Source organism: Cellulomonas sp. HD19AZ1 (genome assembly GCF_004535805.1).
In the GTDB taxonomy this organism is placed as follows: Bacteria; Actinomycetota; Actinomycetes; order Actinomycetales; family Cellulomonadaceae; genus Cellulomonas; species Cellulomonas iranensis.
Window position 1 is genome coordinate 227,242 of record NZ_SPHX01000005.1, and the last position, 22,030, is coordinate 249,271.

17 protein-coding genes and 1 tRNA gene are annotated in these 22,030 nt (G+C 75.2%); 3 read left to right on the forward strand and 15 right to left on the reverse strand.

Going from position 1 to position 22,030, the window contains the following annotated elements; genetic code table 11:
• Positions 1 to 102: 102 nt before the first annotated feature.
• The 8 genes from E4A51_RS12155 to E4A51_RS18725 all read right to left on the reverse strand — a co-directional run bounded on the left by E4A51_RS12155 (position 103) and on the right by E4A51_RS18725 (position 7,810).
• Positions 103 to 176, reverse strand: a tRNA-Leu gene (locus E4A51_RS12155).
• Between the two features lie 109 nt (positions 177 to 285).
• Positions 286 to 1,809 carry an NAD(P)/FAD-dependent oxidoreductase gene (locus E4A51_RS12160; protein ID WP_070319589.1) on the reverse strand — a complete coding sequence of 508 codons (1,524 nt, stop codon included), beginning with the start codon at positions 1,807 to 1,809 and terminating at the stop codon, positions 286 to 288.
• Between the two features lie 95 nt (positions 1,810 to 1,904).
• Positions 1,905 to 3,359 carry a hemolysin family protein gene (locus E4A51_RS12165; RefSeq protein WP_070319590.1) on the reverse strand — a complete coding sequence of 485 codons (1,455 nt, stop codon included), beginning with the start codon at positions 3,357 to 3,359 and terminating at the stop codon, positions 1,905 to 1,907.
• 171 nt (positions 3,360 to 3,530) lie between these two features.
• Entirely contained in the window at positions 3,531 to 4,793 is a 1,263-nt protein-coding gene (locus tag E4A51_RS12170) for a hypothetical protein (protein ID WP_134851893.1), read from the reverse strand.
• Positions 4,790 to 5,119 carry a PadR family transcriptional regulator gene (locus E4A51_RS12175; RefSeq protein WP_046530264.1) on the reverse strand — a complete coding sequence of 110 codons (330 nt, stop codon included), beginning with the start codon at positions 5,117 to 5,119 and terminating at the stop codon, positions 4,790 to 4,792. Before E4A51_RS12175 ends, E4A51_RS12170 begins: the two co-directional genes overlap by 4 nt.
• A gap of 256 nt (positions 5,120 to 5,375) precedes the next feature.
• A complete protein-coding gene (locus E4A51_RS12180; RefSeq protein WP_134851894.1) occupies positions 5,376 to 6,329 on the reverse strand; it encodes an exopolyphosphatase in 954 nt (317 codons plus the stop codon).
• 59 nt (positions 6,330 to 6,388) lie between these two features.
• The gene (locus E4A51_RS12185) at positions 6,389 to 6,892 is read right to left on the reverse strand and encodes a DUF501 domain-containing protein (protein ID WP_046531202.1); all 504 of its coding nucleotides are present in this window, start codon (positions 6,890 to 6,892) and stop codon (positions 6,389 to 6,391) included.
• Between the two features lie 132 nt (positions 6,893 to 7,024).
• Complete coding sequence (locus tag E4A51_RS18725) at positions 7,025 to 7,810, reverse strand: septum formation initiator family protein (RefSeq protein ID WP_240696457.1); 786 nt, start codon at positions 7,808 to 7,810, stop codon at positions 7,025 to 7,027.
• Positions 7,811 to 7,905: 95 nt separating this feature from the next.
• On the opposite strand from E4A51_RS18725, the gene E4A51_RS12195 reads away from it, so the two are divergent.
• Both E4A51_RS12195 and E4A51_RS12200 read left to right on the forward strand, forming a co-directional pair.
• A complete protein-coding gene (locus tag E4A51_RS12195; protein ID WP_134851895.1) occupies positions 7,906 to 8,250 on the forward strand; it encodes a PadR family transcriptional regulator in 345 nt (114 codons plus the stop codon).
• Positions 8,247 to 8,861 (forward strand): hypothetical protein, encoded by a 615-nt coding sequence (locus tag E4A51_RS12200; RefSeq protein WP_134851896.1) that lies wholly within the window; start codon positions 8,247 to 8,249, stop codon positions 8,859 to 8,861. Before E4A51_RS12195 ends, E4A51_RS12200 begins: the two co-directional genes overlap by 4 nt.
• Positions 8,862 to 8,932: 71 nt before the next feature.
• On the opposite strand, the gene eno is transcribed toward E4A51_RS12200, so the two are convergent.
• Positions 8,933 to 10,213, reverse strand: coding sequence for a phosphopyruvate hydratase (gene eno, locus E4A51_RS12205; RefSeq protein ID WP_134851897.1), 1,281 nt, complete (start codon positions 10,211 to 10,213; stop codon positions 8,933 to 8,935).
• Between the two features lie 163 nt (positions 10,214 to 10,376).
• Here eno and E4A51_RS12210 point away from each other — a divergent pair, with 163 nt between their 5' ends.
• Complete coding sequence (locus tag E4A51_RS12210) at positions 10,377 to 11,210, forward strand: putative protein N(5)-glutamine methyltransferase (RefSeq protein ID WP_370297499.1); 834 nt, start codon at positions 10,377 to 10,379, stop codon at positions 11,208 to 11,210.
• Between the two features lie 96 nt (positions 11,211 to 11,306).
• On the opposite strand, the gene E4A51_RS12215 is transcribed toward E4A51_RS12210, so the two are convergent.
• The 6 genes from E4A51_RS12215 to mfd all read right to left on the reverse strand — a co-directional run bounded on the left by E4A51_RS12215 (position 11,307) and on the right by mfd (position 21,875).
• Positions 11,307 to 13,445: an endo-1,4-beta-xylanase gene (locus tag E4A51_RS12215; RefSeq protein WP_134851899.1), complete on the reverse strand. Its 2,139-nt coding sequence runs from the start codon at positions 13,443 to 13,445 to the stop codon at positions 11,307 to 11,309.
• 139 nt (positions 13,446 to 13,584) lie between these two features.
• Positions 13,585 to 14,976 (reverse strand): Re/Si-specific NAD(P)(+) transhydrogenase subunit beta, encoded by a 1,392-nt coding sequence (gene pntB / locus E4A51_RS12220; RefSeq protein WP_070319699.1) that lies wholly within the window; start codon positions 14,974 to 14,976, stop codon positions 13,585 to 13,587.
• Positions 14,977 to 14,981: 5 nt separating this feature from the next.
• Entirely contained in the window at positions 14,982 to 16,538 is a 1,557-nt protein-coding gene (locus E4A51_RS12225; RefSeq protein WP_134851900.1) for a Re/Si-specific NAD(P)(+) transhydrogenase subunit alpha, read from the reverse strand.
• A gap of 222 nt (positions 16,539 to 16,760) precedes the next feature.
• Positions 16,761 to 17,525, reverse strand: coding sequence for a MazG nucleotide pyrophosphohydrolase domain-containing protein (locus E4A51_RS12230; RefSeq protein ID WP_240696458.1), 765 nt, complete (start codon positions 17,523 to 17,525; stop codon positions 16,761 to 16,763).
• Entirely contained in the window at positions 17,522 to 18,088 is a 567-nt protein-coding gene (locus E4A51_RS12235; protein ID WP_134851901.1) for a hypothetical protein, read from the reverse strand. Before E4A51_RS12235 ends, E4A51_RS12230 begins: the two co-directional genes overlap by 4 nt.
• Before the next feature lie 124 nt (positions 18,089 to 18,212).
• Entirely contained in the window at positions 18,213 to 21,875 is a 3,663-nt protein-coding gene (gene mfd, locus E4A51_RS12240; RefSeq protein WP_134851902.1) for a transcription-repair coupling factor, read from the reverse strand.
• Between the last annotated feature and the right edge of the window lie 155 nt (positions 21,876 to 22,030).

Sequence of the window (22,030 nt, forward strand, 5' to 3'; positions counted from 1 at the left end):
GGTGCGTAACGCCATGATGCGTGCGTTCGAGGGCGCGTACAAAAGGCACTTCGAGGTGCGTCACCTCGCGGGCTCCGCGCGGCTCGAGCCTCGGGCGTCGGGTGCCCCCGCCGGGGTTCGAACCCGGACTGGACCGGGTTTAAGCCGGTTGCCTCTGCCGGTTGGGCTACGGGGGCGCGCCCGTCATCCTGCCAGCGCGCGGGCCCCACGTGCGGCACGGGACCCGGGACGCACGACGCCCCCGCGACCACGGCGGGTCGCGGGGGCGTCGGCGGCGGGCGGGCGTCAGGACGCGTGCGCGTCGCCCTTCTCCGCCGGGGAGCCCTTCTCGGCCTTGGACGGCGGCAACGAGGGCGCCGCGGTGGCGCCGTCGGTCGGGGCCGTGCCCTGCGCGCTCTGCTCGACCTTGGGCTTCGGCGGCACCGACGCGGCGCGGAACTCGGCGCGCGGGTCGTGCAGCGACCCCAGCGCGACGACCTCGCGGCGCAGCAGCACCGACCCGGTCCAGCCCGCGGCGATCCGCAGCTTGCGGTTGAACGTCGGCATCGCGAACACGTGGTACGTGCGGTGCAGGACCCACGCCAGGAAGCCGCGGACCTTGATGCGGCCGAACATCTGCGCGACACCCTTGTACATGCCGAGCGACGCGACCGCGCCGACGTTCTTGTGCTTGTACGGCGTCGGGCGGCCCGAGCGGAGCACGACGGCGAGGTTGTCGCCGATGTGGTTGCCCTGCCGCAGCGCGTGCTGCGCGTTGGGCGGGCAGAACTTGCCCGGGTTGTACAGGTCGGGCACCGCGGCGCAGTCGCCCGCCGACCACGCGTCGGCCACGACCGTGCCGTCCTCGGTGGTCACCTGCAGCTCGGCGTTGCAGATGACGCGGCCCATCTTGTCCAGCGGCAGGTCCGACTCCTGCAGCACCGGGTTGGCCTTGACGCCCGCCGTCCACACGACCGTCTCGGCGTCGAACTCGGTGCCGTTCGACAGCACGATGTGCCCGTCGACGCAGGACGACAGGAACGTCGACAGGAAGATCTCGATGTCGCGCTTGCGGAGCTGCTCGAGCGTGTAGCCGCCCAGCTCCTCGCTCACCTCGGGGAGGATGCGCGGGCTGCCCTCGACGAGCACGAAGCGCAGCTCGTCCTGCTCGATCTGCTTGTACTTGCGCACCGCGTAGCGCGCCATGTCCTCGACCTCGCCGAGCGCCTCGACGCCCGCGAAGCCGCCGCCGACGAACACGAAGGTCAGCATGCGCCGCCGCAGCTCCGGGTCCCACGTGGACGCCGCGACGTCGATGCGGCCCAGCACGTGGTTGCGGACCGCGATGGCCTCCTCGACGTTCTTGAAGCCGATCGCGACCTCGGCGAGGCCGGGGATCGGCAGCGTGCGCGCGACCGAGCCGAGGCCGACGACCAGGTGGTCGTACGTCACCCAGTACGGCTCGCCCTCGATGGGCGTGATCTGCACGCGGCGGTTCGCGTGCTCGATGTGCGTGACGTGACCCTGCAGCACGTCGACGCCCTTGAGCGCGCGACGGTGCGGGGCGACGACGTTGCGGGGGTCGATGGACCCGGCGGCCGCCTCCGGCAGGAACGGCGCGTACGTCATGTACGGGCGCGGGTCGACGACGACGATGGCCGCCTCGCGCTTGCCGAGACGACGGCGCAGCCGACGGGCCGAGTACAGGCCCACCGTGCCGCCGCCGAGGACCAGGACGCGCGGCACCTTGCGGGGCTTGCCGGCGGGCGCCGGCATGAGCTCGCCGGACGGGCGGGCGGCGTCGACGGACGCGGAGGGCGACTGAGGCATACCTCATACGGTAGACGTGCACGCGCTCCCACGCGCCCTCCGGGGCCGGTGATACCGCGCACACCGAGCACGCGCGCGGCCCGTCGCGATGGGCCTCAGGTCCCGGGTCGCCGGTCGCGGGCGCCGTCGTCGGCGGCGGCGCCCGCCCCGCCCGTCCCGCCCTCGGTGACGGGCGCCGCACCGCGCTCGACGCGCACGCGCGTGATGCGGCGCCGGTCGACCACCCGCACGCGCAGCAGCACCGGCGGCGCGTCGTCCGCCGCGTCGTCACCCTCGCCCTCGGGCGCGACCTCGACCGCGTCGCCGGCGGCCGGGATGCGCCCGAACCGCGCCAGCAGGTACCCCGCGACCGTCTCGTACGGCCCCTCGGGCAGCGCGACGCCCGTGCGGTCCGCGAACTCCTCGAGCGTCAGCCCCGCGTCGACCTCCGCGGCGCCCGTCACGCGCACCGGCACGGGGTCGTACTCGTCGACGATGTCGCCGACCAGCTCCTCCAGCAGGTCCTCGAGCGTCACGATGCCGTCGGTGCCGCCGTACTCGTCCACGACGACCGCGATGTGCGCACCCGTGCGACGCATCGTCGACAGCGTCGGCAGGACCGCGTTGGTGCCCGGCAGCGACACGATCGGCCGCGTCACGTCGCCCACCGTCGTGCCGGCGACCTCGACGATCGCCTCGACCACGCCCTCGCGCCCGTGCGTGTCGGGGTCCTCCTCGGCCTCGCGCACGGCACGCGCGACGGGCGCGAGCAGGTCGCGCACGTGCACGAACCCGACGATGTCGTCGAAGTCCTCGCCCGTCACGGGGTACCGCGAGTACGGCAGCGTCCCGACGAGCCGCGCGGCCTCGGCGATCGGCGCGTCGGCGGCGAGGAACGTCACGTCGGCGCGCGGGCGCATGACCTCGACGAGCGAGCGGTCGCCGACGTCGAACACGTCGTCGATGAGGCGCCGCTCGTCCTCCGGCAGGTCGGGGTGCGAGCGCACGAGGTCGCGCAGCTCCTCGTCGGTGATCTGGTCGCTCGTCGCGGCCGGGTCGAAGCCGAGCAGCCGGACGACACCGTTGGTGGACTTCGAGAGCAGCCAGATCACCGGCGTCATGAGCACCGCGAACCGGTCGAGCGGCGGTCCCACCCACAGCGACACGCGCGCGGCCTGCTGCATCGCGATGCGCTTGGGCACCAGCTCGCCCAGCACGAGCGACAGGTACGCGATGACGAGCGTGAGGGCGATCAGCGCGACGCCCTCGGCCGTGCCCCGCGGCAGCCCCAGCGACACGAGCACCGGCGCGACGGCCGGCGCGAGCGACGACGCCCCGAACGCGGCCGAGAAGAACCCCGCGACCGTCACGCCGATCTGCACCGCGGCGAGGAACCGGTTGGGGTTCCGCGCGACCGCCGCGACGCGCACGCCACGGGTGCCCTGCTTCTCGAGCTGGCCGAGCTGCGACTCGCGCAGCGACACCAGCGCGAGCTCGGTGCCGGCGAACACGCCGCCGACGAGGATGAACAGCAGGACGAGGCCGATGTCGGCCCAGGTGTCAGCGGTCATGGCGTGGGTCTGCCCGAGGTCATGTGCGGGTCCGGGTCGGCGGCGGGGACGTCCTCAGCGTAGAGGCCGGCCGTCGCCGTCGCGCGGGCTCCGCGGCGGCGTGCGGGACGGCGGCCCGGTGCGCGACGCCCTTCGCGTCGCGCGCCGGGCCCGCGCGGGACCCTGCCCGCGTCAGCGACCCGTGCGCCGCGCGACGGTCGTGGACACGGCCGTCCGCGTCGCCGGGTCGTCGCCGCGGTCGGTGACAGCACCCGCGGGCTCGACACCGTCGACCGATGCGTCCGCGGTCCCGTCGCCCCCGCCGGGCGCCGGGCTCGTCCCGTCCGCGGCGCCGTCGGCTCCGCCGGCCGGTTCCGTGCCGTCCCCCGGCGCCGCGGTCGACCCGGCAGGGACCTCCAGCGTGGGCGCCTTCGCGAAGGGGAACGGCGGCGTCGTCGGCGCGACGCCCTCCGGCGGCCCGTAGACACCCGAGTCCGGGCTCACGTACTCCTGCTCCGGCCAGCCGCGCAGCGGATAGACGTTCCAGCGCTGACGGCCGTCCTGCGCGACGGCCGGCGCGAAGTACCACGGCCGGTCGTCGTCGGGGCGGAACCAGGGCTCTGTGCCCTCGTCGAACGTCGTGCGGACCTGGCGCCCGCGGTCGTCGTAGATCTGCACGTCCGAAAGCGGGTTGCCCTCGGCGTCGTACACGAACAGGTTGCTCACCGGCATGCCGTCGACCACCACGCCGTCCTGCGGGACCTCGACGCGGTACGAGGTGGAGCCGTGCTGGTACGCGAGGGCGGCAACGGCGCTGCGCGCCCACGCGTCCTGCCCGTTGTGCCACAGCACCAGCGGGAGCAGGGCGACGGCCGCCACGACGGTCGCCGCGCGCACGGCCGCGACCGCCGGCCGCGACGTGAACCACAGGCCGCGCCCCGCCTGCACGCTCGTGACGACGGCGAGGAGCAGCAGCAGCCACGCGGCGCCGTGCTGCGGCAGCCACGTCGGTCGCGTGTCGAGCACGCGCACCACCAGCTGGTAGACGGCCCAGGCGCGCACGAGCCACCACGCCGGGCGCAGCGACACGGCGAACTGCTCGACCGGCGCCCACCACGCGTGGATCCGCAGCCGTGCCAGCAGCGCGTCGGCCGCGGCCCGCAGGCGACGGCCAGGTGCACGCAGCACGTCGCCGGCCGTTCGGCGGCCGGTCCCGGCGTGCTCGAGGCCCGCCGCCGCGCGCAGCTCGGCCGCGTACGCGTGCGGCGAGCCGAACTCGTCGACGAGCGACGCGCGGTGCGGCCGCCGCTCGTCGGCCAGCGCGTCGGCCAGGTTGGCCTCGAGGCCGTCGGTGAGGTCGTCGACCTGGTCGGTGCCCAGGTCCGCCAGCGCGGCGCGCACCTGCGCGGCGTACGTCCGCACGTCCTGCGCCACGGCGTCGTCGATGACGGTCATGCTGCCCCCTCGGTCTCGAGCAGGCGCCCCATCGTGCCGGCGAACTCCTGCCAGTCCTTGCGCTGCGCGGCCAGCAGGGCGCGGCCCTGCGCGTTGATCCCGTAGTACTTGCGGTGCGGCCCCTCGTCGCTCGGCACGACGTAGGACGTCAGCGCGCCCGACGAGTACAGACGGCGGAGCGTGCCGTACACGGACGCGTCGCCGACCTCCTCGATGCCCGCCGCGCGCAGCCGGCGCACGACGTCGTAGCCGTACCCGTCCTCGTCGGCGACGACCGCGAGCACGGCGAGGTCCAGCACCCCCTTGAGCAGCTGTGTCGTGTCCATGCACCCTCCTGCGCTCGGACGGTCCGCACCGCCGGCCCCGGGAGCCGGGGCCGGCGGGCGGAACGTGGTGCGGACGTCCCTCCAGAGCCCGCACGTCGCACAGTAGTGCGCAGTACGCACTACTGTCCACGACACGCCACGGACTCACGCGAACGGCCGCGTCGCGCCCACGCCGACGAGCCCCCCGCGGCGGCCGCCCGTGGCGCCGCCCCCCCGCGCACGGGGCCCCGGCCCGGCGCACCCGGTGCGCGGGCCCTCAGCGCTCGGCGACGCTCCAGGCGATCCCGTCGAGGATGTCGTGCTCCGACGTCACGACCCGCGTCAGCGCTCCCCCGGCCGCCGCGACCTCGTCGCGCACGCGCGCCACGACGTCGCGCCACACGAGCGCACCCGCGCCGATGACGTCGACGCGCCCCGGGTGCAGGTACGGCAGCGCCGCCCGCTCGTCACGAGTCCGCGCGAGCACGTCCTCGCACGCCGCGAGCACGTCGTCGACGCCCAGCACGGCGCCGTCGATGCGGTCGCGGTCGTACCGGTCCAGCCGCAGCGCGTGGGCCGTGAGCGTCGTGACCGACCCCGCGAGGCCGACGAGCGTGACCGTGCGCCCCAGCGGCACGACCGCCGCGGCCGCGTCGAGCGCGGCGCGCACGTCCGCGCCCGCCGCGGCGACCTGCGCAGCGGTCGGCGGGTCGTCGTGCAGGTGCCGCTCGGTCAGCCGCACCGAGCCCACGTCCATCGACAGCGCGGCCTCGGGCGCGTCGGTGCCGAGCACGAGCTCGGTCGAGCCGCCACCGAGGTCGACCACGAGGAACGGCCCGTCGAACCGGCTCGCGAGCACACCCGTCGCACCGCGGAACGACAGCCGCGCCTCCTCGTCGCCGGCGATCACCTCGGGGTCCACGCCGAGCGCGTCGCGCACGCCCGCGACGAACTCCTCGCGGTTGCGCGCGTCGCGCGTCGCCGACGTCGCGACGAACCGCACGGCCTCGACCCCCAGGTCCTCGCACACCGCCTGGTACCCGCGCGCCGCCGCGAGCGTCCGCGCGAGCGCCTCGGGCGCGAGCACGCCCGTGCGGTCGACGCCCTGCCCGAGCCGCACGACCTCGTTGCTGCGGTGCAGGTCGACGAGCGTCCCGGCGCCCGGGTCGACGTCCGCGACGAGCAGACGGATGGAGTTGGTCCCGCAGTCGATGGCTGCCACGCGTGTCACCGGGTCATCGTGCCACCGCGCGCCCACACGCTCCGCGCGCGACCGCCCGACGGTCGCGCTCAGCAGGTGCAGCGGTCGGGGCGCCAGCGGTCCGCGACCATCGCGAGCGCCTCGTCGCCGATCGGGTTGACGCCCGGCCCCGCGGCCAGCGCGTGCGCCACCAGCACGTGCAGGCACTTGACGCGCTGCGGCATGCCACCGGCCGAGATCCCGGCGATCTCCGGGACGTGCGCGATCGCCTCGCGGTCCGCGAGATACGCCTCGTGCGCGCGCCGGTGCGCGGCCGCGAGCTCGTCGTCCTCCGCGAGCCGCTGCGTCATCTCCTTCATCACGCCCGTCGCCTCGACCGAGCTGACCGCGGCCACGGCCTGCGGCGACGTGAGGTAGTACGTCGTGGGGAACGGCGTGCCGTCGTCGAGCCGAGGCGCCGTGCGGACCACGAGCGGGCGGCCGCACACGCAGCGCGCGGCGACGCCCACGACGCCGCGCGGCGCACGCCCGAGCTGCTCGGTGAGCACCTCGACGTCGCGCTCGCTCACCGGGTCGGTCGCGCCGGGCGCCACGGGTCCGGGCGCGGGGAGGGCCGAGGGGCCGGGCACGTCGCGGTGCGTGGTCGGGTCGGGTCGTGCGGGCACGGCTGTCCGTTCGTCGGTCGGTGCGGGACGTCCATCATCCCCCACGCGCCGCGCGGGCCGTCAGCCGGCGGGGTCCGCCGGGGCGTCGCCGGACGGCGCGTCGGCCGGTGGCGCGTCCGGCGCCGGCGCCTCGGGGGTCGCGGCGGGGTCGGTGCCGTCGACGTCGAGACCGCCCGCGATCTCGACCGAGTCCCACACCGACGCGTACCAGGGCCGCGTCGCGCCGTCGGCCGCCGTCGGGACGGGGCCCTCGTCGGCCGCGGGCACGTCCGGCACCGTCTCGGGGTCGACGACGACGAACGCCGTCTCCCCCGGCATCACGAACGACAGCCGCTCGCGCGCCTGCGCGACCACGTACGCCTGGTCGTCCCAGCGGCGCAGCTCCGCCTCCAGGTCGGACTTCTCGGCCGCGGACGCGTCGCGCTGGCTGCGCAGCTGCTGCACCTCGGCGCGCGTCTGCAGGTACGTGCCGAGCGTCGGGTACACGAGCACGAACGCGACCAGCAGCACGAGCGAGAACACCATCGCCCGCACCGTGAACAGTCGCGGCACGGGCAGCCGCGTCGTCCCGGCGCGCGCGGTGCCGCGCGGCGGCGTGCCGGTGCGCCCCGGGCCGGAGCGGCCCGCGGCTCCCCGACCCGCGCCGGGCCGCGAGGACGACGGGGCGACCTTGGGGACCGCGCCGGACCGCGGCGGGGGCGTACGCGTGCTCCGCGGCGCCGACGGCGCGCCCCCGGGGCGGGCACCCGCGGGTCGCGGCGCGCGCGGCGTCACGCCCGAGGGGGCGTCGTCGCGGCCCGGGCGCCGGGCGGCGCCGGGTGCGGGCGGACGACGCGACGTGGGCATGGGCTCGATTGTGCCCTCCTCCCCACGGATCGGCCGGACGCACCGGGGGGTGTCGCATTCGCCACTTCCTTGTGCGGCAAGGTAGCGTGCGTCGCATGGAACCGACGCCGGACGACGTCCGCACGCAGCTGCGGCGCGGCACGCTCGAGTTCTGCGTGCTCGCACACCTCGCCCGCTCCCCCGCCTACGGGCAGGACATCGCGCGCGCGCTCGGGCGCGACCGCGTGCTGTTCGCCTCCGAGGGCACGCTCTACCCGCTGCTCACGCGCCTGCGCGGCCGCGGCTGGGTCGACACGACGTGGCAGGAGTCCCCCACGGGGCCGCCACGCCGCTACCACCGGCTCACCGACACGGGACTCGCCGCGCTCGACGCGTTCGTCGAGGTCTGGCGCCCCTACCGGGCCGCCGTCGACCACCTCCTGGAAGGACCGACCGCATGACTCCCGTCTCGTCGCCGCTCGTCGCGGCCTACCTCGCCGACCTCGAGCGCCGCCTCGCGGACGTACCCGCGACCGAGCGCCTCGACGTGCTCGACGCCGTCCGCGAGCACCTCGACCTCGCGCTCGCCGAGCTCGGTCCCCGCGCCGACGACGCCGACGTGCGGCGCGTGCTCGCCGAGCTCGGCAGCGTCGACCAGGTCGCCGCCGCCATGCACGACGGCACGACGCGCCCGCCGCTCGCACCGACCCCGCCCGACGACGCCGGCCCCACGCCCGGGGTCGTCGTCCTCCTCGTCCTCGGCGGACTGGTCCTCGGGCCGCTCGCCGCACCGGTCGCGATGGCGCTCGCCCTGGCTCACCCGGCACTCCTCGTCGGCGCGCTCGTGCTCGCCGCGGCCGTCGTCGCGTGGACCGGGTACCGGGCGTTCGCCCGCCGCGCGCCGCGACCGCGGCGACGGTGGCGGATCGCGTTCGCGGTCCTGCTCCCGGCGGCCCTGACGGCGACCGTCACAGTCCTGCTCGCCGTGTACACGCTGCCGTTCGTGGCCGTCGAGGAGAGCACCGGCGGGACCGTGCAGCAGTCCGGGGTCGTCGTCGAGGACGCCCCGTAGGCACGCACGACCGAGCACGACGACGCCCGACCCACCGCGAGGGTGGGCCGGGCGTCGTCGTCAGCGCTGGATCAGCCCTGGAAGCGCGGGAAGGCGCTCGCACCGGCGTAGATGCCGGCGTCGTCGAGCTCCTCCTCGATGCGCAGGAGCTGGTTGTACTTGTTGATGCGCTCGCCGCGGGCGGGCGCACCGGTCTTGATCTGGCCGGCGTTCGTCGCGACCGACAGGTCGGCGATCGTCGTGTCCTCGGTCTCGCCCGAGCGGTGCGAGGTCATCGTCGTGAAGCCCGAGCGCTGCGCGAGGGCGACCGCGTCGAGGGTCTCGGTGAGCGTGCCGATCTGGTTGAGCTTGACCAGCAGCGAGTTCGCGGCCTTGAGCGCGATGCCCTTGGCCAGCCGCTCCGGGTTGGTGACGAACAGGTCGTCGCCGACGATCTGGACCTTGCCGCCGACCTTGCCGACGAGCTCGGACCACGAGGCCCACTCGTCCTCGGACAGCGGGTCCTCGATGGAGACCAGCGGGTAGTCCGCGACGAGCTGCTCGTAGAACGCGATCATCTCGGCGGGCGTCTTGGCGACGCCCTCGAACTGGTACGCGCCGTCCTTGAAGAACTCGGTGGCGGCCACGTCGAGCGCGAGCGCGACGTCCTTGCCGGGCACGAAGCCGGCCTTCTCGATCGCGACGAGGATGAGGTCGAGCGCGGCGCGGTTCGACTCGAGGTTCGGCGCGAAGCCGCCCTCGTCGCCGAGACCCGTCGACAGGCCCTTGCTCTTCAGCACGGACTTGAGCGAGTGGTAGACCTCGGTGCCGGTGCGCAGCGCCTCACGGAACGTCGTGGCGCCGATCGGGGCGACCATGAACTCCTGGATGTCGACGTTGGAGTCGGCGTGCGACCCACCGTTGAGGATGTTCATCATCGGCACGGGCAGGACGTGCGCGTTGGGGCCGCCGACGTAGCGGAACAGCGGCAGGTCGGCGGAGTCGGCCGCGGCCTTGGCGACCGCGAGCGAGACGCCCAGGATCGCGTTGGCGCCGAGCTTGCCCTTGTTGGGCGTGCCGTCGAGCTCGATGAGCGCGGCGTCGACCAGACGCTGCTCGCTCGCCTCGAAGCCGATGAGCTCGGGGGCGATGTCGTCGATCACGGCGTTGACGGCACCCTGGACGCCCTTGCCGCCGTAGCGGGGGTCGTCGCCGTCACGGCGCTCGACGGCCTCGAACGCGCCGGTGGACGCACCCGACGGGACGGCGGCACGCGCGATGGTGCCGTCGTCGAGGGCGACCTCGACCTCGACAGTGGGGTTGCCGCGCGAGTCCAGGATCTCGCGGGCGCCGACGGCCTCGATGCTGGCCATGGTGCTCCTTCGACAGACGGTGGGTTTGCGCACCCAGCCTAGTGCCGCTGGTCAGCGGTGACGGAGGGACCTTCGGCTGCTGGACGGCGACGCGCTGACCTGCGACGACGCGTCCGCGCCGGGAAGGGTCGCCCCGCGGCGGCCGCGCGTGCGAGCATGCGACGTGACCTCCGCCGAGGGCGCGACCCCGCCGCGCGGGCCGCTGCCGGTCCCGCCGCACGCGCCCGAGGCGCTCGTGCTGCGGCTGCGGGCCGCGGGCTGCGTGTTCGCCGAGGACGAGGCGGCGCTGCTGACCGGGGCGGCCACGGGCGACGACCTCGAGCGCCTGGTCGCGCGCCGCGTCGCGGGCGAGCCGCTCGAGACCGTGCTGGGGTGGGTCGCGTTCGACGGCCTGCGCCTGCACGTGGGTCCGGGCGTGTTCGTGCCGCGGCGCCGCACCGAGCTGCTGGCCCGCACCGCGGTCGCGCTCGCGCGCGCGGCCGGTCCGGCGCCGGTGGTCGTCGAGGCGTGCTGCGGCGTCGCGCCGGTGGCGTCGGTCGTGGCGCGGGACGTCCCCGGTGCGGTGCTGCACGCGGCGGACCTCGACCCCGTGGCCGTCGGGTGGGCCGCCCGCAACCTCGCCGGGCGCGGCGCCGCGTGGACCGGCGACCTGCTCGACCCGGTGCCGGCCGACCTGCGCGGGCGCGTGGCCGTGCTCGTCGCCAACGCGCCCTACGTGCCGCACGACGCGGTCGCGACCATGCCGCCCGAGGCGCGCGAGCACGAGCCGCACGTCGCGCTCGACGGCGGCACGGACGGCGTCGACGTGCAGCGTCGCCTGCTGGCCGCCGCACCGGCCTGGGTGCGGCCCGGCGGGCACGTGCTGGTCGAGACGAGCCGCGCGCAGGTCACGCTCACGCGGGCCGCGTGCCCGCCCGGGTGGCCGGTGGAGGTGCTGCGCGACGACGACGTCGACGGGACCGTCGTCGTCGCGCACCGCCCGCCGCCCACGGGCTGAGACCGCCGCTCCACGAGACCGGGGCGGGCGTGCGGCAGCCGACCCTGGCGTGCCCGCCGCCCGGTCTCGCGGCGGCCGCGTCCCGGAGGGCGGACGTCAGCCGACCGCGCAGGTCGCGCCGTTCAGCGCGAACGACGCCGGGCGCGGGTTGCTGCCCGGGTGGCTGCCGTTGAACCCGACGTCCACCGAGCCGCCGGGCGCGAGCGTGCCGTTCCACGCGGCGTTGGTCGCGGTGACCGCGGTGCCCTGCTGCGCCCACGTCGCGCTCCAGCCCTGCGTGACCTGCTGCCCGCCGGTGAGCGCGAACGTCAGCGCCCAGGACGTGAGCGCGGTCGCGCCCGTGTTCGTCACGCGGACGTTCGCGGTGAAGCCCGTGCCCCAGTCGTGCGTCGTGTACTGGACGCGGCACGTCGCCGGGCCGGAGGTCGGCGTGGGTGTCGGAGTGACCGTCGGGGTGGGGGTGACCGTCGGGGTGGGCGTGACCGTCGGGGTGGGCGTGACCGTGGGCGTCGGTGTCGGGGTGGACGTCGGCGTGGGCGTGGCCGTCGGCGTCGGCGTCACCGTCGGGGTGGGCGTCGGCGTCGTCCCGATGCGGGACGGGTCCACCACGCCCCAGAACGCGGGCTTGGCCTGCAGCGCGCCGTCGAACAGCAGCGGCGCGGCCCCGGCGCGCAGCCACGTGCGGGAGTCCTCGAGGCCCCACACGGTGACCGACTCGAGCGACGCCGCGTGCCGCTTCAGCATCGCCAGCACGTCGCGGTAGTAGTACGCCTGCTCGAGCAGCCGGTCGGCGGGCGGCGTGGCCCACTGCTCGCCCGCGTGCCGGTACGTCGAGACGTCGAGCTCGGTGACCGCCTGCGTGACGGGCAGCGCCTCGAACGCCTCGATCGTGTCCTCGATCATGGGCACCGAGCGGCCGACCTCGACGTGCAGCTGGTGGCCGACCCCGTCGACGGGCACGCCCTGCGCGAGCAGGTCGGTGACGAGGCGCAGGTAGGGCGCCCGCTTGTCGGGGTACTCGCTGTTGTAGTCGTTGATGAACAGCAGCACGTCGGGGCCGAACGCGGCGCGCGCGTACCGGAACGCGTCGGCGACGTACGACGCCCCCAGGACGCGGTACCACTCGCTGCGCCGCAGGCCGTCGGGCTGGCTCTCGTCGATCACCTCGTTGACGACGTCGAACGCGAAGATCGGGTTGCCGGGCGTGCCGTACTCGCCGTAGGTGTCGCGGAAGTGGTCCGCGACCGCCTCGATGTGGGTCCGCAGGCGGTCGCGCAGCAGCGCCCGGTCGGCGGTCGACGTCGTGAGCGGCGCGCCGTCACGCTCGAAGAACCACGCGGGGGTCTGCTGGTGCCACACGAGCGTGTGCCCGTAGACCCGCATGTCGTGCGCGCGCGCCCAGTCCACCATGAGGTCGGCGTCGCCGAACGTGAACGTGCCCTCGGCGGGCTGCACCGACTCGGGCTTCATCTGGTTGCCGGGCGTGATCTGCACGGCGTGGTGCGCAGCGAGGTCGCCGCGGCCGCCGAGCGTGTCGACGGGCTCGATGCCGAGGCCGAACGGGAAGTCGTCGGCCAGCGCGTCGGCCACCGACGGCAGCGACAGGTCGGGCGTGTACGTGACGCCGCTGACGAGCACGTCGTCGAGCAGGAAGTCCGTGAGCGACCCCGTGGACTCGACGTACAGCGACGCGGTGTCGAACCGGCCGGGCGTGTACGACGCGACGACCTGCGTCCACTGCGACGTCACGCGCTCGACGGTGGTCACGGTCTCGTAGGACGCGACGCCGTCGACGTCGCGCTGCACCGACACGCGGAGCCCGGCCTCGCCCGCCCCGGTGGGCAGCCGCAGCCAGAGCCCGATCGTGTACGTCGTGCCGGGCACGAGCACGTCGGTGACGTCGACCGCGGCGCCGTTCCAGGACTGCGTGCGCCCCTGCACCAGCAGGCTGCGGGTGCCGCGGGCGCCGTCGGCCGTGAGCGACACGGTCGCGTCGCCGCGGCCCGCCCACCCGCCCGCGTCGGTCTCGAAGTCGTCGTCGAGCACGACGGCCGGGGACAGCGCGCGCGCCGGTGCGGCGCCCGGGACGACCACCGCCGCGACCGCGGCGACGGCGACCAGGGCCGCGGCGAGGACGACGGCGAGGGCGGTGCGGGCCCGCTCCGTGACGGCGAGCGACCGGACGGCGGGGCCCGGGTCGGCGGGGCTCGGGACGGCGGGGCCGGCGGACGGCATGCGGACGCTCCTTCGCGCGCGGGAGGGGCGCCGGGTGGCGGCCCGCCGCGACGCTAGGGCGGCACGACGGGCCGGGTCAGCCTGTGAAACGTTTCCCGGCCCGCCGCGACGGCGTACGCGTGCGCGTCCGCGCCGTGCGTCAGCCGACGGCGAGCGGCGCGACGATCTGCTCGACCTGGTCCTTCGCGTCGCCGAAGAGCATCGCGGTGTTCTCGCGGAAGAACAGCGGGTTCTGCACGCCCGCGTAGCCCGTGGCCATCGACCGCTTGAACACGACCACCTGCTTGGCCTTCCACACCTCGAGCACCGGCATGCCCGCGATGGGCGACGACGGGTCGTCGAGCGCGGCCGGGTTGACGGTGTCGTTCGCGCCGATCACGAGGACGACGTCGACGTCGCCGAAGTCGTCGTTGATCTCGTCCATCTCGAGCACGATGTCGTACGGCACCTTGGCCTCGGCCAGCAGCACGTTCATGTGCCCGGGCAGGCGGCCGGCGACGGGGTGGACGGCGAACCGCACGTCGGTGCCCTGCGCGCGCAGCTTGGCGACGAGGTCGGCCACCGGGTACTGCGCCTTGGCGACGGCCATGCCGTACCCGGGGGCGATGACGACGCTGCGCGCCTCGCGCAGCATCTCGGCGACCTCGCCGGCGCTGACCTCACGGTGCTCGCCGTAGTCCCGGTCCACCGCCGCCACGGTGCCGCCCTCGGCGCCGAAGCCGCCGAGGATGACGGACACGAACGACCGGTTCATGGCCGTGCACATGATGAAGGACAGGATCGCGCCCGAGGACCCGACGAGCGCACCGACGACGATCAGCAGGTCGTTGCTCAGCATGAAGCCCGCGGCCGCGGCCGCCCAGCCCGAGTACGAGTTGAGCATCGACACGACGACCGGCATGTCACCCCCGCCGATCGAGGCGACGAGGTGCCAGCCGAGCGCGAGCGCGACGACGGTCATGAGCACGAGCGGCAGCAGCGAGGGCGACGCGAGGAACCACGCGAGGAGCCCCGCGGACGCGACGAGCGCACCGAGGTTGAGCGCGTTGCGACCCGGCAGCATGAGCGGTGCGCTCTTCATGCGCGCCGACAGCTTGAGGAACGCGACGACCGAGCCGGTGAACGTCACGGCGCCGATGAGCACGCCGAGGAACACCTCGACCAGGTGCAGCGCGTCGGGGGCCTCGGTGAGGTACGAGTTGTAGCCGACGAGCACGGCCGCGAGGCCGACGAACGAGTGCAGCACCGCGATCATCTCGGGCATCTGCGTCATCTCGACGCGGCGTGCGCGTGCGGTGCCGACGACCGCCCCGAGCGTCAGCGCCATCGCGATGAGCAGGAGCGTGACGGCGACGGGCCGCTGCGAGCGGTCGGCCGCGAGCGCGACCGTGGCGAGCAGCGCGAGCCCCATGCCCGCCATGCCGTAGAGGTTGCCGCGCCGCGCGGTCTCCTGCTTGCTGAGCCCCGCGAGGGACAGCACGAACAGGATGGCGGCGATGAGGTAGACGGCCTGGGCCAGCGACGTGAGCACGACCGTCACGCCTCCTTCCGGAACATGTGGATCATGCGGAACGCGACGAGGAACCCGCCGAAGATGTTGATCGCCGCGACCGTCGCCGCCACGAACGCGAGCGTGCTGACCACCCACGACTCGTGCCCGATCTGCAGCAGCGCGCCGACCAGGATGATCCCGCTGATGGCGTTGGTCGTGGCCATGAGCGGCGTGTGCAGCGAGTGGCTGACGTTCGAGATGACGTAGTAGCCGACCACCACCGCGAGCGCGAAGACCGTCGCGTGGCTGAGGAACGACGCGGGGGCGGCCGTCAGCGCGACGGCCGTGAGCACCGCGCCGAGCCCCGCGAGCACGCCGTTGCGGCGCTGCCGCCGCTGCGCTGCGGCCTGCGCGGCGGCCTTCTTCGCCGCGAGATCCTCGGGCGTCTCGACCGGGGCGGCCGGGGTGGCGGCCGGGGCGGCGGAGACCGCGACGGGCGGCGGCGGCCACATGACGTCGCCGCCCGTGGTCACCGTCATGCCGCGCTGCACGGGGTCGTCGAGGTCGAGCACGAGCTCGCCGTCCTTGCCGGGCGTGAGCAGCGCGAGCAGGTGCACGACGTTCGTGCCGAACAGCTGCGACGTGTGCTGCGGCATGCGGCTCGGCAGGTCGGTCCAGCCGAGCACGACCACGCCGTTGTCGGACACCACGCGCTCGCCCGGCACGGTGAGCTCGCAGTTGCCGCCGCCGGACGCCGCGAGGTCGACGATCACTGACCCGGGCGCCATCGCGGCGACCATCTCCTTGGTGATGGTGCGCGGCGCCTGCCCGCGGACCAGCGCCGTGGTGACGACGACGTTGGCCCACGCGGTCTGCTCGGCGTACATCTGCGCCGTGAGGCGCTCCTGCTCGGCCGTGAGCTCGCGCGCGTAGCCGTCGGTCGAGACCTCCTGGCTCGCGCCCTCGGCCTGCACGAACGTCGCGCCCATCGACTCGATCTGCTCGCCGACCTCGGGTCGCACGTCGAACGCGCGGACCTGCGCGCCGAGGCTGCTCGCGGTGCCGAGGGCCGCGAGGCCCGCGACGCCCGCGCCGATGACGAACACGTTCGCGGGCGGGGTCTTGCCGGCGGCCGTGACCTGCCCGGTGAACATGCCGCCGAACTCCTCGGCGGCCTCGATGACCGCGCGGTACCCGGCGACGTTCGAGAGCGTCGAGAGCACGTCGAGGGCCTGCGCGCGGGAGATGCGCGGCACGGCGTCGAGCGCGAGCGCCGTGACGCCGTGCGCGGCGAGCCGCGCGGGCAGGTCGGGGTCGGCGAACGGCGCCATGGTCGCGACGAGCGTCGCGCCCGCGCGCATAGCCCCGACGTCCGACGGCAGGTGGACCGCCGTGACGACGTCGCTGGCCAGGACCTCCTCGCGGTCCGCGACCCGCGCGCCGGCGGCCTCGTACGCCTCGTCCGTGAACGTCGCGGCCGCGCCCGCGTCCCGCTCGACGACGACCTCGTAGCCCAGGTCGCGGAGCTTGGCGACGGTCCGGGGCGTCGCGGCGACGAGCCGCTCCCCCGGGCGCTGCTCGCGCGGGACGCCGATCCTCATGCGTGCTCTCCTTCGACGGTGACCGGGGCGGGACGTGGGTCCCGCTCACGCGCCCATCCTGGTCGGACGCGGCGCGGACAGGCTCGGACCTTTGGCCCGGAATGCGCTCTCTACCTGCGGGCGCGGCCACCGAGGGCCCACGACCCGCCCCGTCGTCTCACCACCCGAGACATGGCCGGCGCCCGGGGCACGCCCGGTCCCCCGGGCGCCGGTGCCGACGCGTCAGGCGGAGGCCTCGGCGGAACGCGCCGACGACTCCCACGCGGCGGTCGCGCGCCGCAACGCACCCTCGGCGTCCAGCCCGTCGCGGTGCGCGGCGGCGACGAGCGCGAGCAGCCGCTCCCCCAGCCCCCGGTCGTCGAGCGGCGGCACGTCGCGGGCGGCGGCCCCGTCCGGTGCCGCGGGCGGCAGCGGGGCGGCCGCGAGCAGGCCCGCACGGTCGGCGCGAGCCACGAGCTTCTCGGCGCGGGACAGCGCGCCGAGCGACGGCGGCACGCCGTCCAGCGCCGACGCGCGCGTCACCTTCTCCTCGCGCTTGAGCCGCTCGTACGCGTCGTGCACGGCCGCCACGTCGAGGCCCGCGTCCGGCAGGTCGGACCCGTCGGGCGCGAACACGTGCGGGTGCCGCCGGACCAGCTTGGCCGCGAGCCCGTCCGCGACGTCGGCGAGGTCGAACGGGTCGTCGGGGTGCTCGGCCGCGACGCGCGCGTGGAACAGCACCTGCTGCAGCACGTCGCCGAGCTCCTCGCGCAGCCCCGCACGGTCACCCGTCTCGACGGCCTCGACCAGCTCGTGCGCCTCGTCGACCACGAACTGCTGCAGCGTCGCGTGCGTCTGCGCCCCCACCCAGGGGCAGCCGCCCGGCGAGCGCAGGCGGTCCATGAGCGCGACGACGCGCTCGAGCGCCTCGACCTGCGCGGCGCTCGAGCGGGCCGAGCCGACGGACCGCACGGCGTCGCCCTCGGGCGGCGCCGTGTCGACGGTCACGGCGCGGGCGTCGGAGCCGGCGTGCTGCCGTCCTCCGGCACCGCGGCGGCGTCGCGGCCGCCCTCGGGCACGATCCACGACGGCGCGACCGGCGCCGTGACCCCGGTCTCGGGCGTGTAGTCGCCGAACCGGGGGTTCACCTCGACGTCGGCGGCCGAGATCTTCTCCTGGTACTCGAGCATCGCGTCCTGCGCGTCGGGCACGTCCCGCAGCCCGGTGACCGCGAGCGAGTACCGCGCGACGGCCAGGGCGCCCTCGCCGAACTCGGCGTCGGCCGCGGCCTCCGCACCGAGGGCCTGCTCGGTCACCGAGCGCAGCAGGTCCAGCGCCTGCTCGTCGCTCACCCCGACGCCCCGCTCGGCCGCGACCTCGGTCGCGAACGTCTCGTTGATGAGCACGCCGAGCACGTCGTTGGTGCCCGCGCCCTGGAAGATCGGCTTGAGCTCCTCGTCCGCCCGCGCGAGCTCGGCGGTCGAGATCGTCCGCCCGTCCACGACCGCCGCGGCCCCGGGCTGCCCCGAGCACCCCGCGAGCAGCGCCACCGCCGCCACCGTGCCCGCCATCAGCCGTCCGCGTCCTCGCGTCCGTCGCACCGCCACCAGGGCCTCCCGCTCACGTTCCGTGGGTGTCGCCCGACATCGTAGGCCCGAACGACGTGCGCGCCGCGCCGCGGGCGCGGCACGCACGTCAGCGCCCGGTCGTGCCGACCGACGCCGCGACCGACACGTCGCCGCGCACGACCGCGTCGATGAACTGCCGCGCCCACGTCATGACCTCGCGGCCGTGCAACGGCTTGCCGCCGATGCGCGCGGTCGTGGGGAACGGGACGAGGACCGTGCGCACCGCGGGCTTGACGACCGACCCGGGGTACAGCCGCTTGAGCCGCAGCTGCGCCGACTCGGGCAGCTCGACCGGCGCGAACCGCACGAACCTGCCCTGGGCGGTGACGTCCGCGATGCCCGCGGCCCGCACGTGCAGCCGGAACTGCGCGACCTCGAAGAGGTTGTCGACCGCCGGCGGCACGGCCCCGTACCTGTCCGTGAGCTCGGCGCGGACCTCGCGGAGCGTCGTCTCGTCGAGCGCCGCGGCGATCTTGCGGTACGCCTCGAGGCGCAGCCGCTCGTGCGCGATGTAGTCGTGCGGGATGTGCGCGTCGACCGGCAGCTCGATCGTGACGTCGGGCTGCTCCTCGGCCTCCTCGCCGCGGAACGACGCGACCGCCTCGCCGACCATCCGCACGTACAGGTCGAACCCGACGCCCTCGATGTGGCCCGACTGCTCGCCACCCAGCAGGTTGCCCGCGCCGCGGATCTCGAGGTCCTTCATGGCGACGGCCATGCCGGCACCGAGGTCGGTGTGCGCCGCGATGGTCTGGAGCCGGTCGTGCGCGGTCTCGGTGAGCGGCACCTCGGGCGGGTACAGGAAGTACGCGTACGCGCGCTCGCGGCCGCGCCCCACGCGCCCGCGCAGCTGGTGCAGCTGCGACAGCCCCAGCCGGTCCGCGCGCTCGAGGATCAGGGTGTTCGCGTTCGAGATGTCGAGCCCCGTCTCCACGATGGTCGTGCAGACCAGCACGTCGAACCTCTTCTCCCAGAAGTCGACGATCACCTGCTCGAGCTGGTGCTCGCCCATCTTGCCGTGCGCGACCGCGACGCGGGCCTCGGGCACGAGCTCGTTGAGCCGCGACGCGGTGCGCTCGATCGACTCGACCTTGTTGTGCACGTAGAAGACCTGGCCCTCGCGCAGCAGCTCGCGGCGGATCGCCGCGGAGATCTGCTTCTCCTCGTACGGGCCGACGAACGTCAGCACGGGGTGCCGCTCCTCGGGCGGCGTCGCCAGCGTCGACATCTCGCGGATGCCGGTGACCGCCATCTCGAGCGTGCGCGGGATCGGCGTCGCGCTCATCGCGAGCACGTCGACGTTGGCGCGCAGCGCCTTGAGCGTCTCCTTGTGCTCGACGCCGAACCGCTGCTCCTCGTCGATGATGACCAGGCCGAGGTCCTTGAACCGCACCTCGCCCGTGAGGAGCCGGTGCGTGCCGATGACGACGTCGACGGACCCGTCCGACAGCCCCTCGACGACCTCCTTGGACTCCTTCGGCGTCTGGAAGCGCGACAGCGCCTTGACCGTCACCGGGTACGGCGCGTAGCGCTCGGCGAACGTGTCGTAGTGCTGCTGGACCAGCAGGGTCGTCGGCACCAGGACCGCGACCTGCTTGCCGTCCTGCACGGCCTTGAACGCCGCCCGCACCGCGATCTCGGTCTTGCCGTAGCCGACGTCGCCGCAGATCAGCCGGTCCATGGGGACCGTCTTCTCCATGTCGGCCTTGACCTCGTCGATCGTCGCGAGCTGGTCGGGCGTCTCGACGTACGCGAACGCGTCCTCGAGCTCGCGCTGCCACGGCGTGTCCGGGGCGAACGCGTGCCCGGGCGTGGCCATCCGCGCCGAGTACAGCCGGATGAGCTCGGCCGCGATCTCCTTGACGGCCTTGCGCGCGCGGCCCTTGGTCTTCTGCCAGTCGGACCCGCCCATGCGGTTGAGCGACGGGGCCTCGCCGCCCACGTACTTCGTCACCTGGTCGAGCTGGTCGGTCGGCACGAACAGCCGGTCGCCGGGCTGCCCGCGCTTCGACGACGCGTACTCGACGACCAGGTACTCGCGCGTCGCCGCGCTCGCACCCGTGCCGATCGTGCGCTGCACGAGCTCGACGAACCGCCCGACGCCGTGCTGCTCGTGCACGACGAAGTCGCCCGGCCGCAGCTGCAGCGGGTCCACGACGTTGCGACGACGGCTCGGCATGCGCCGCATGTCGCGCGTGCTCGAGCCGGCGCGGCCCGTGAGGTCGGACTCGCTGAACAGCGCGACGCGCAGCTGCTCGTGCACGAAACCGGGGCCCGCGGGGGCGGGGACGACGAGCACGACGCCGCCCTCGGGCTCGTCGTCGAGGGTCGCGACGAGCCGCGCGGGCACGTCGGCGGACCGCAGCTGCTCGACCATGCGCTGCGCCGGGCCGTGCCCCTCGGTCGCGAGCACGAGCCGCCAGCCGTCCTGCTGCAGGCGCCGCACGTCCGACACGGCGCGCGCGACCTCGCCGCGGTACCGCTCGACCTCGCGCGCCGCGACCACGAGCGTCCGCGCGTCGGGCGCGGCGGTGGGTGCGTCGTGCGGCGCGTCGTCGTGGCCCGTCGCGTCGTCGCCCGTGACCGCGTCGGCGTCGAGAGTGAAGCCCGACAGCGTCCACCAGCCCAGGCCGCGCACCGCGGCGAGCGCGCGGACCTCGGCGAACGAGGCGAACGACGCGGCCGACAGGTCGAGCGGCGTCGCGGCGCCGGCGGCGGCCGACGTCCACGCGGCCTCGAGGAACTCCTGCGTCGTGGCCACCAGGTCGTGCGCGCGGCGCCGCACGCGCTCGGGGTCGACGAGCACGAGCAGCGACGCGTCCGGCACGAGGTCGAGCACGGGGACCATGCGCTCGACGAGCGCGGGCGCGAGCGACTCCATGCCCTCGACCGCGATGCCCTCGGCGAGCTTGTCGAGCATGTCGAGCGCACCGGGCAGGCGCTCGCGCAGCGCGGCGGCGCGCTCGCGCACGTCGTCGGTGAGCAGGATCTCGCGGCACGGCGGCGCCCACAGGCCGTGGTCGGCGACCTCGAGCGAGCGCTGGTCGGCGACCGAGAACCAGCGGATCTCCTCGACGTCCTCGCCCCACAGCTCGATCCGCAGCGGGTGGTCCTCGGTGGGCGGGAAGACGTCGAGGATGCCGCCGCGCACGGCGAACTCGCCGCGCCGCTCGACCATGTCGACGCGCGCGTACGCGGCGTCGACGAGGCGCTGCGCGACGTCGTCGAGGTCGACGCGGTCGCCCGTGCGGATCTCGACGGGGCGCAGCTCGCCCAGGCCGTCGACGACCGGCTGGAGCAGCGCGCGCACGGGCATGACCAGGACGCGGACCGGTCCGGCGGGCCCGGGCTCGGGGTCGGGGTGCGCGAGGCGGCGGAACACCGCGAGCCGCCGCGCGACCGTGTCGGCGCGCGGGCTGAGCCGCTCGTGCGGCAGGGTCTCCCAGCTCGGCAGCACCGCGACGTCGTCGTCCGGGAGGTAGCAGCGCAGCGCGCCCGCGAGCTCGTCGGCGTCGCGGCCCGTCGCGGTGACGACGACCAGCGGACGCACCGCGGCGGGGTCGGGCGCGGGACCGGTCGTCGGGTGCGCGCCCGCGAGCGCGGCGAGGAGCGGGGGACGCACGCCCGCGGGACCGACGACGTCGAGCTCGCCGCGCGCACGGACGGACGCGACGGCCTCGGCGGCCGCGGGGTCGGCGAGCAGGGCGGGCAGGAGGCCGGTCAGGTCCATCGGGGGTCCTTCGTGCGGGGTGGCGGGCGGCGACGGCAGCACGCGAGCCCCGGATCCGCGCGGGACCGGGGTCGGTGCACGATTCTACGGACGCCCGCCGACACCGCCCCCGGGGCCGTGGGGGGCACGGGCCCCGGGGGCGAGCGCGGGCGGCC

Excerpts from the sequence above, each read along its gene's own strand:
- E4A51_RS12160 (WP_070319589.1), bottom strand. The coding sequence starts at position 1,809 with ATGCCTCAGTCGCCCTCCGCGTCCGTCGACGCCGCCCGCCCGTCCGGC.
- E4A51_RS12165 (WP_070319590.1), bottom strand. The coding sequence starts at position 3,359 with ATGACCGCTGACACCTGGGCCGACATCGGCCTCGTCCTGCTGTTCATC.
- E4A51_RS12170 (WP_134851893.1), bottom strand. The coding sequence starts at position 4,793 with ATGACCGTCATCGACGACGCCGTGGCGCAGGACGTGCGGACGTACGCC.
- E4A51_RS12175 (WP_046530264.1), bottom strand. The coding sequence starts at position 5,119 with ATGGACACGACACAGCTGCTCAAGGGGGTGCTGGACCTCGCCGTGCTC.
- E4A51_RS18725 (WP_240696457.1), bottom strand. The coding sequence starts at position 7,810 with ATGCCCACGTCGCGTCGTCCGCCCGCACCCGGCGCCGCCCGGCGCCCG.
- E4A51_RS12195 (WP_134851895.1), top strand. The coding sequence starts at position 7,906 with ATGGAACCGACGCCGGACGACGTCCGCACGCAGCTGCGGCGCGGCACG.
- E4A51_RS12200 (WP_134851896.1), top strand. The coding sequence starts at position 8,247 with ATGACTCCCGTCTCGTCGCCGCTCGTCGCGGCCTACCTCGCCGACCTC.
- eno (WP_134851897.1), bottom strand. The coding sequence starts at position 10,213 with ATGGCCAGCATCGAGGCCGTCGGCGCCCGCGAGATCCTGGACTCGCGC.
- E4A51_RS12215 (WP_134851899.1), bottom strand. The coding sequence starts at position 13,445 with ATGCCGTCCGCCGGCCCCGCCGTCCCGAGCCCCGCCGACCCGGGCCCC.
- E4A51_RS12225 (WP_134851900.1), bottom strand. The coding sequence starts at position 16,538 with ATGAGGATCGGCGTCCCGCGCGAGCAGCGCCCGGGGGAGCGGCTCGTC.
- E4A51_RS12235 (WP_134851901.1), bottom strand. The coding sequence starts at position 18,088 with ATGGCGGGCACGGTGGCGGCGGTGGCGCTGCTCGCGGGGTGCTCGGGG.
- mfd (WP_134851902.1), bottom strand. The coding sequence starts at position 21,875 with ATGGACCTGACCGGCCTCCTGCCCGCCCTGCTCGCCGACCCCGCGGCC.